The organism is Limosilactobacillus sp. DJ3M12 (genome assembly GCF_947381695.1).
GTDB classification, from domain to species: Bacteria; Bacillota; Bacilli; order Lactobacillales; family Lactobacillaceae; genus Limosilactobacillus; species Limosilactobacillus kinnaridis.
The window spans coordinates 1-7,688 of sequence record NZ_CANCWY010000035.1 but is presented as its reverse complement, the minus strand read 5'-3'; the positions used below and the strand labels follow the sequence as shown (position 1 = coordinate 7,688).

Here is a 7,688-nt window from a genome sequence, read left to right as displayed (position 1 = left end):
AAGCACAGATCGAGGCACTTGTCATGACGAATAATCTAGCAAAATTTGGAATGTTACAAACTAGCAATTGACGTAAATAAACATATTCAAGCAAAAAAGCTAGTAAAGATTGTTGCTAGTTTTCTCACAGTCCACTTCTCCCCTATTCATTAATAGTTGTTTTCCCCTGTAAAATCATATCATATAAAAGGTGATTTAAAAAGTTAATCTAGTCGTGTTGTATGCCCTTACAAAAGTATCAAAATTACTATAAAAATTAACTTTTGGTTATGATAAAATTAAAACAACTTTTAAGCTATTGTCCATTGTATATTTATAGAGGAGTTTTTTATGAAGAATAATAGTTCAAAATATTGTTTATTGTTAGGGACAGCGCTGTTAGGACTATATTTCCAAGCTAATAGTGTTCATGCGGATGCGACTGGTATCACAGCTAATGGAGAAACTACCCATAGCAATGTTACGCCAATGGTTCAGACTAATAAGGATGAGGCAAGTACACCGCAAACAACTACTGATTGGTCTGACCCAGCCAAATATCAAAATGACATTCCAGTTCAGATTTTAGGGATCAATGACTTGCATGGTGGGTTAGAAACGACTGGGTCAGCTACGATTGGAGATAAGACTTATTCGAATGCCGGGACAGTTGCACGCCTAGCTGGTAACCTTGATGCGGCGGAGGAAAGTTTTAAGAATGCTAATCCAACGGGAAGCTCAATTCGGGTAGAAGCTGGAGATATGGTTGGGGCTTCTCCAGCAAATTCTGCTCTTCTCCAAGACGAATCAACCATGCATGCTTTAGACGCAATGCATTTTGAAATAGGAACTTTGGGAAACCATGAGTTTGATGAAGGATTAGCTGAGTATATGCGGATTGTTAATGGTGGTGAACCTACTAAACAATATAATGAAGCTGAGATGGCCTATCCTCATGTGAAAACAGGAATTAATATTATTACCGCCAATGTTGTAAATAAATCTGATGGTCAGATCCCGTTTGGAATGCAACCATACTTGATTAAAGAAATTCATACTAGTGATGGTAAAGTTGCCCGGATCGGCTTTATTGGGATTGAAACTACTTCCCTACCAATTTTAACCTTATACGATAATTACAAAGATTATGATGTTTTAGACGAGGCTGAAACAATTGCAAAATATGATCAAATTTTACGCAAAAAAGGTGTTAACGCAATTGTAGTTCTTGCCCATACAGGGGTTTCAACTAATAAAGATGGCAGCACTAAGGGTAATGCTGTTGATATTATTAAGAGGCTTTACCAAATTGATCCTAATAATTCTGTGGATCTTTATATTGCCGGTCACTCCCACCAATATGCTAATGCTACTGTTGGAAGTGTAAAATTAGTGCAAGCCATTTACACGGGTAAAGCTTACGATGATATTATCGGTTACATCGATCCAACAACTAATGATTTTGCGCCCAATAGTCTCATTTCACATGTCTTTCCGGTACTATCTGAAAAGGATGCGCCTAATATCAAAACGGATGCAAATGTTACAGCAATTGTTGAAGATGCGAACAACCGAGTAGCACCGATTATTAACAAGAAAATAGGGGAAGCTGCTACAACAGGCGATATTCTTGGACGACTTCATAATACTCCTACTCGTGAAAATGCCGTTGGTGAATTAGTTGTCGATGGTCAATTATATGCCGCTCATAAGGTAGGCTTACCAGCTGATTTTGCGATGACTAATACAGGGGGCGTTCGTGCAGATCTGCATGTTAATCCTGATCGTTCCATTACATGGGGGAGTGCCCAAGCGGTTCAACCATTTGGTAATATTTTGCGGGTAGTTGAAATGACAGGGGCACAAATCGTTGAAGCCTTGAATCAACAATACGACGAAGATCAAGCTTACTACTTACAAATTTCCGGGCTTCGTTATACTTATACTGATCAAAACGATCCTAACCAACCATATAAGGTCGTTCAAGTTTATGACCAACATAATCAACCGCTTGATATGAATAAGACTTACAATGTTGTTATTAATGACTTTTTAGCAGGTGGCGGAGATGGCTTTTCTGCATTTAAGGGTACCAAAGTTGTCGGGATTATTGGTCAAGATACAGACGCGTTTATTGATTATATTACTGATATGACTAATGATGGTAAACCAATTACCGCACCAACAATGAACCGTAAGATTTACTTGACTGCTGAACAATTAGCAAAAGCTGACTCGGATTCACAGTCACAAACAGGAACTAATCGGAACACTCAAAACGATGCTAATTCCCAGACTGAAGGAAATCAGCTTCAAGAGGTTCCAAGCCAACCGGTATCTCCAACAGTAACCTTGCCAACAACAGCGGGTCAACCAGCTGAAACTGTTACATTACACGGTCAACCTAAGCAACAAACCGTAGCTGCTGCTAATAATCAATTAATTAATTTGACGCCTACATCAATCAATGGTCAAAAGCAAAAAGCAACTGACCAGCAAGCAGCTTTACCACAAACTGGTAACGATGAAGATCTTGCATTACTTCTTCTCGGAAGCTCGTTAATGGCAGCAACCGGATTGACAATTATTGATCGCAAGCGTAAACATGCTTAATCGTTTAAAATGAAATAGACTGTTACTTTCATTATTTGGAAGCTAGCAGTCTATTTTTCATTATTTTGTTTTCTCGCTATAATGGAAACGATAAAGTAAAAATGGAGTAAGAACATGGCAGAAAATATCATCAATATTTTAAAAACCAATAATATGACCGTCGCGTTTGTCGCTCAAGAAAGCGGCCTCGACGTTGCGCAGGTTAACGAAACACTTAAACGGCCCGTTGCAACTTGGTCAATTCAGATTCTTAATGCACTTGCAGATGCTTTAGGAGAGCGTCCAGGAGAATTATTAGATCGGATTCAAGACTTTGATTTTCACCTCCATACTGACGATGATCAATTAACGATTCAGCACGTGCAGTTCCAAACACCTTCTTCTTATCAACAAGTTCGTTTTGCCGTTGAAAGTAATGTTTTAGAGGGATGGAAACCTACAGCAACAGAGGTAAGACAATTAAAAGAGAATGCTGAAAATCCAGATGATGAAATTTTAATGGAAATTGAGCAGCTATTTGGTGACGAAGATGACTGATGAAGAACTTCAAGCAAAATTTTTATATGATAATGGAACCCTCCGCAATAAATTTGCAATTAAAAATGCAGATGAATTAAGCTTAATTGAGTATCGCGGCGTAGCAGAAAGGGAAGTGGCCCTCCTGCAACAACAACCGAAAATTAAAAGCTTTGAAGATTTACAGACGATTAATAAATTCCTTTTTGGTTGGCTTTATGACTGGGCGGGTGAGTTACGTAACTACTATATTTCTAAAGCAGGTTTTGATTTTTTGGAATATGATCGCTTTGATAATGCAATTAAGTATATTAATGATGAAATTGGGCGATTGAATAAGAAAAAGCAGCCTACCATTGAGGATTATGCTGCTCTCTTAAATGATTTGAACTATATTCATCCGTTTCGTGAAGGGAATGGGCGGTCAACTAAATTATTCATCCAGTTAATTGCTCTCCATCATGGTCAGGTAATTGATTACCCAGCAGACAACGCGGAAATGATTGCCGGGTTGAACCAATCAGATGTCGGTATTATTGCCAAGACCATGGCATTACAGAAAAGTGCTGGTTAAGCTAGTTTGCTTGCTGCTTGTTTATCAAGAATCACTGTTACGTTTGGATGTTTTTGGAGGACTGATGCCGGAACAGCGGTTGTGATTTTACCGTTGACCATTTTGTTGATTGCGTCTGCTTTTTGCTCACCAAATGCGAGTAAGATGATATGTTTTGCTTGCAAGATTGAACCAATTCCCATCGTGTAGGCTTCCGTTGGCACGTCCTTACTTGAAGTAAAGAAGCGTGCATTGGCATTGATAGTAGCAGGGGTTAACTTTACTTTATGGGTTTGGCTATCAAAAGGGGTTCCAGGCTCATTAAAACCGATATGACCATTATTACCAATTCCTAAAATTTGCGTATCGATAGGATAAGTAGCCAAAATTTGATTATAGTGATTAATTACTTTAGTGGCATTCAGGTTACTGCCATCTGGAATAAAACTTTTGGCAAATGGTTTTTGCGTGAAAAGATGATGCTCCATAAAGTAATGATAACTTTGCGGATCAGTTGGTTTAAGACCGACATATTCATCAAGATTAATCGAAATAAGGTTAGAATAATCAACAGAACTATTAGTCATCTTTTGATAAAGACCTAGTGGAGAACTCCCTGTTGCGAGACCAAGTACCTGGGCGCCGTTTATAATATCTGTTTGAAGAAGTTTAAAAGCTTTTCGGCTTGCTTCTTCTTTATTTTTCGTTACAAGAATTTTCATCCTCATCACCTCACGATTATTGTAATTCTTTTAGAGGAAAAGAAAAGAGTAGCTGCTAATGCTTATTCTTGAGATTTGACAAAAATATTATTGAACGCGCTTACAGAAGTGTGTAAAATAAAGGTGTTGCTGAAATAATCTGATAAGAATTGAGGAAAGTTTAATGAAATTCAAAAAATTAACAGTAATGTGTGCTGTTTTATCAGGTTTACTATTAGGGAGCTCTGCGATGACGGCAGTTCCAGCTACTGTCTATGCAGCCTCTAATGATAAGCAGGTAACAATCTATCTTACACGTCATGGAGAAACTACTGGTAATGTAATGCAACGGGTACAAGGATCGAGTGATTTCCCATTAACTAAAAATGGGATTACCGTTGCTAATGATTTGGGCTATGGATTAAAGGGGATTAAATTTAAGCATGCCTACACAGGTAACTTAACCCGGCAAGAAGTTACCGCACAACAAGCATTGAAGTATTCTGCCAATCCAAATACAAAGATTACGACCACACCAATGTTACGTGAGGGCGGATACGGTAGCTTTGAAGGAGATAGTATTGAAGCTGATAACCAGAAGATTGCTAATGTTTATGGTTATCAAGATGGCAAGCAGTTCCAGCAAGCAACAGGCAAAGATTACTGGAATAAGCTTCAAGATGCCTACCACAAACTTGATATGGACAATTCACAAAATACCAAGTTGGCTAAGAGTGATCGGGCAGAAAGCTCAGCTCAGGTTCAAAAACGGATGAATTCCGAATTACTTCACATTGCAAAAACGACTCAAAAACAGGGTGGCGGCAATGTCTTAGTTGTTAGTTCCGGAATGTCAATTAATGAATATCTTTCAACCATTTCTAAAAAATATGATGGAAAGCCAATGCAGAATGCGGCAGTAACCAAACTTGTTTATAAGAATGGCAAACTTCACATTGATGGTCCAATTGGTACGCTTCACTATGTAAATAAGGGAAAGAAAATAGCAGCAAATAAGTAAAATGAATTATCTTTCAGCAACACATATGATTTATTGCAATTATTGAATTATTATTTGGGGACTCTTTGATCAGCAAGGAGCCCCTTTTTGCTTTTTTAGAAGGGAGGCCAATGGAAAATTTAACGGTTAAGCTGTTTAATGAAATTGCTGAAAAGCAGCTTCCGGGTTTAGCATTATTTGAAAATCGAACTGGCTCTGGGAAAACAACGGGTGCCTTGCAGTGGGTAACGGACATGCTAATGAAAAGTAAGGGCTCCGATGTCATTATCTACATAACTCCCAACCGACAGAATCGGGATGAAGCATGGCGGGGATTGGTTAGACAAGCATATCGAAGAATTCTTTGCGACGAATCAGTTAAACTTAATCGATAATCGGATCGCAAGGGATGGAAGGATAGAAGATATCAAGATCGCGTTGGTTCAGCTTCTACCAACAGTTAAAATCAATATTAGACCGACCGTTGAAGATAAATTTGGATATAATCTAGTGGTGATTAATAATAAGCGGTATTTCCAAACTCATGAAGATGTTAAAGATAATTATGCGAGAGACTATCAGCAGGCAATAGTGCAACATTTGACAATTGGAAGTACGTTAATTAATTCATTAAAAGAGTTGATAATAAAGAAAGATTTGAAAGAAAGAAGCTTAAGTCTGTATCATTAACTAGATTCAATAGTGGGATGGGAGTTTTATCAAGTTGCAAAGGAAGCTTATGGTACCCAAGCAGTCTATCTATTTAAAATGATTAATAGTGATGAGTTCGAGGTGAGACGGTTAGATTTACAAGAAAGCTCAAAATTTATTAATTCTGATGATACAGATCTTCAGTACCTAATTAAAACTCCTGCCAATACTTTCTACAATTTAAACAGGAAAAATATCTTTACTTTGCCTAATGCTGAGCTTTTTGGCGATATCAACGAGATGATTAGTCATCAAAATTGTTCATCAGTAACAAAAGCGGAACTTAAACGGGCTTTGAATGATTTAAGTAAAAGTTACCCTAATTACAGAACTAAATACCAAAATCTTATTTCTATCATTAATAAAAGATAGCTAAATTCATTTAACATCAATGACTTAAAAGATGAATTTAATTTTATTAAGAAAAATAAAATACTAAGTCCAATTGCAATTAATTTGTTATTGGATGAATTATATGAACAATATGGACTAGTTTTGAAAGTGAAACCAAAAATAAAATCCCATGTTCAAAAGCATCTCTCTGGATTAACCGATATTAATTATTTCGTTGATAACGGCGATCAGGATGTTATTTACTATAATGTAGGAACCATTAGTAAAAATATGAATATATCAATTGCAAAGGCATCACACATCTGGCAACTTCAGCCTAACATTAAATTAAATGAGCGCGGTTTCGCTACGATTGAGACCGAAAATATCTTGAAGTTTCTTCAACTGATGATGGTGAATTTTGTACGATTTCATCATTTAACAGTAATTCCTTTTCCATTTAAATACCTTCGAGAATTTATTCAACTTGAAGAAAAGATCAGCTAAAAAAGATGTGACAGATTTACTGGAATGATGAGATAATACTAGGAGGGATGGGGTAATGATGGTGAAAAGTACTAAAAAGAAACGATCACATATTGGGCTAATTATATTTACTATATTACTGGTAATCTTGTTAGGAATTTTAGGGGTAAATTATAAACGGTTTGCTAGTAAGCAACTTAACCCAGTTCGTGACAATAAAGTAGTAAAAAAAGATTCGCCTAAAATAACAAAGACTGCAAAGATTGTTGGATCGTATCGAGATGATCAAGACGGTGCAGCTATTGTCTTAAATGAAAACGGAACAGGTCAGTATGTTTATGCAGATAAGAATAATCCGGATACAGATGATAGCTTAACATGGCGTAAAGAAGGAGAACACTACCTTATAAATTTGGAAGATCGTGACGTAACTAATCCCCTTACCGCAACGCTTGATAATAATAAATTAGTTGTTACAGGTAGTAATGGCTGGAATACCGAAACGTTCCAAAAAGTTAATGAAGAGTTAAACCTTCAACAATTTTTGAATGATATGCATAAAAAATAAAATAAATGCTTGCAAAGGATTTAGAGATAGGATATAATAAAATTCCTGTCAGCGATGGGAGATAGATAATCGCTTGTAACTTCTTAGATTTATTTAACTTAGTTGCAAAGTCTCAACAATAATTTAAAAAATGTTATTGACATCCCATTGACAACATGATATATTAATAAAGTTGCTGATTGAGTTATCGATCAAAAGAAATTCAAAAATAATTTAAAATTTCTTCTT

9 protein-coding genes are annotated in these 7,688 nt (G+C 36.5%); 8 read left to right on the top strand and 1 reads right to left on the bottom strand.

Annotated elements, in window-relative coordinates; translation table 11 throughout:
- Positions 1 to 330 precede the first annotated feature (330 nt).
- The 3 genes from QOS06_RS10225 to QOS06_RS10215 all read left to right on the top strand — a co-directional run bounded on the left by QOS06_RS10225 (position 331) and on the right by QOS06_RS10215 (position 3,682).
- Positions 331 to 2,592 carry a bifunctional metallophosphatase/5'-nucleotidase gene (locus QOS06_RS10225; protein ID WP_182590111.1) on the top strand — a complete coding sequence of 754 codons (2,262 nt, stop codon included), beginning with the start codon at positions 331 to 333 and terminating at the stop codon, positions 2,590 to 2,592.
- Between the two features lie 114 nt (positions 2,593 to 2,706).
- Positions 2,707 to 3,129 carry a helix-turn-helix domain-containing protein gene (locus QOS06_RS10220; protein WP_283596009.1) on the top strand — a complete coding sequence of 141 codons (423 nt, stop codon included), beginning with the start codon at positions 2,707 to 2,709 and terminating at the stop codon, positions 3,127 to 3,129.
- The gene (locus QOS06_RS10215; protein ID WP_094504432.1) at positions 3,122 to 3,682 is read left to right on the top strand and encodes a Fic/DOC family protein; all 561 of its coding nucleotides are present in this window, start codon (positions 3,122 to 3,124) and stop codon (positions 3,680 to 3,682) included. Before QOS06_RS10220 ends, QOS06_RS10215 begins: the two co-directional genes overlap by 8 nt.
- Here the strand turns inward: QOS06_RS10215 and QOS06_RS10210 are convergent.
- Positions 3,679 to 4,383: a glucosamine-6-phosphate deaminase gene (locus QOS06_RS10210; protein WP_283596007.1), complete on the bottom strand. Its 705-nt coding sequence runs from the start codon at positions 4,381 to 4,383 to the stop codon at positions 3,679 to 3,681. The two genes, QOS06_RS10215 and QOS06_RS10210, sit on opposite strands and share 4 nt — an antisense overlap.
- Before the next feature lie 163 nt (positions 4,384 to 4,546).
- Here QOS06_RS10210 and QOS06_RS10205 point away from each other — a divergent pair, with 163 nt between their 5' ends.
- The 5 genes from QOS06_RS10205 to QOS06_RS10185 all read left to right on the top strand — a co-directional run bounded on the left by QOS06_RS10205 (position 4,547) and on the right by QOS06_RS10185 (position 7,460).
- Positions 4,547 to 5,383: a histidine phosphatase family protein gene (locus QOS06_RS10205; protein ID WP_283596005.1), complete on the top strand. Its 837-nt coding sequence runs from the start codon at positions 4,547 to 4,549 to the stop codon at positions 5,381 to 5,383.
- 297 nt (positions 5,384 to 5,680) lie between these two features.
- On the top strand, positions 5,681 to 6,052 hold the full coding sequence (locus QOS06_RS10200) for a hypothetical protein (RefSeq protein ID WP_152743101.1): 372 nt from the start codon (positions 5,681 to 5,683) through the stop codon (positions 6,050 to 6,052).
- Between the two features lie 12 nt (positions 6,053 to 6,064).
- Entirely contained in the window at positions 6,065 to 6,445 is a 381-nt protein-coding gene (locus QOS06_RS10195; protein ID WP_273780249.1) for a hypothetical protein, read from the top strand.
- Positions 6,446 to 6,574: 129 nt separating this feature from the next.
- Complete coding sequence (locus tag QOS06_RS10190; protein WP_273780250.1) at positions 6,575 to 6,913, top strand: hypothetical protein; 339 nt, start codon at positions 6,575 to 6,577, stop codon at positions 6,911 to 6,913.
- A gap of 55 nt (positions 6,914 to 6,968) precedes the next feature.
- On the top strand, positions 6,969 to 7,460 hold the full coding sequence (locus QOS06_RS10185) for a lipocalin/fatty acid-binding family protein (RefSeq protein ID WP_152744879.1): 492 nt from the start codon (positions 6,969 to 6,971) through the stop codon (positions 7,458 to 7,460).
- The last annotated feature ends 228 nt before the right edge of the window (positions 7,461 to 7,688 follow it).

Excerpts from the sequence above, each read along its gene's own strand:
- QOS06_RS10225 (WP_182590111.1), top strand. The coding sequence starts at position 331 with ATGAAGAATAATAGTTCAAAATATTGTTTATTGTTAGGGACAGCGCTG.
- QOS06_RS10220 (WP_283596009.1), top strand. The coding sequence starts at position 2,707 with ATGGCAGAAAATATCATCAATATTTTAAAAACCAATAATATGACCGTC.
- QOS06_RS10215 (WP_094504432.1), top strand. The coding sequence starts at position 3,122 with ATGACTGATGAAGAACTTCAAGCAAAATTTTTATATGATAATGGAACC.
- QOS06_RS10210 (WP_283596007.1), bottom strand. The coding sequence starts at position 4,383 with ATGAAAATTCTTGTAACGAAAAATAAAGAAGAAGCAAGCCGAAAAGCT.
- QOS06_RS10205 (WP_283596005.1), top strand. The coding sequence starts at position 4,547 with ATGAAATTCAAAAAATTAACAGTAATGTGTGCTGTTTTATCAGGTTTA.
- QOS06_RS10200 (WP_152743101.1), top strand. The coding sequence starts at position 5,681 with ATGAAGCATGGCGGGGATTGGTTAGACAAGCATATCGAAGAATTCTTT.
- QOS06_RS10185 (WP_152744879.1), top strand. The coding sequence starts at position 6,969 with ATGATGGTGAAAAGTACTAAAAAGAAACGATCACATATTGGGCTAATT.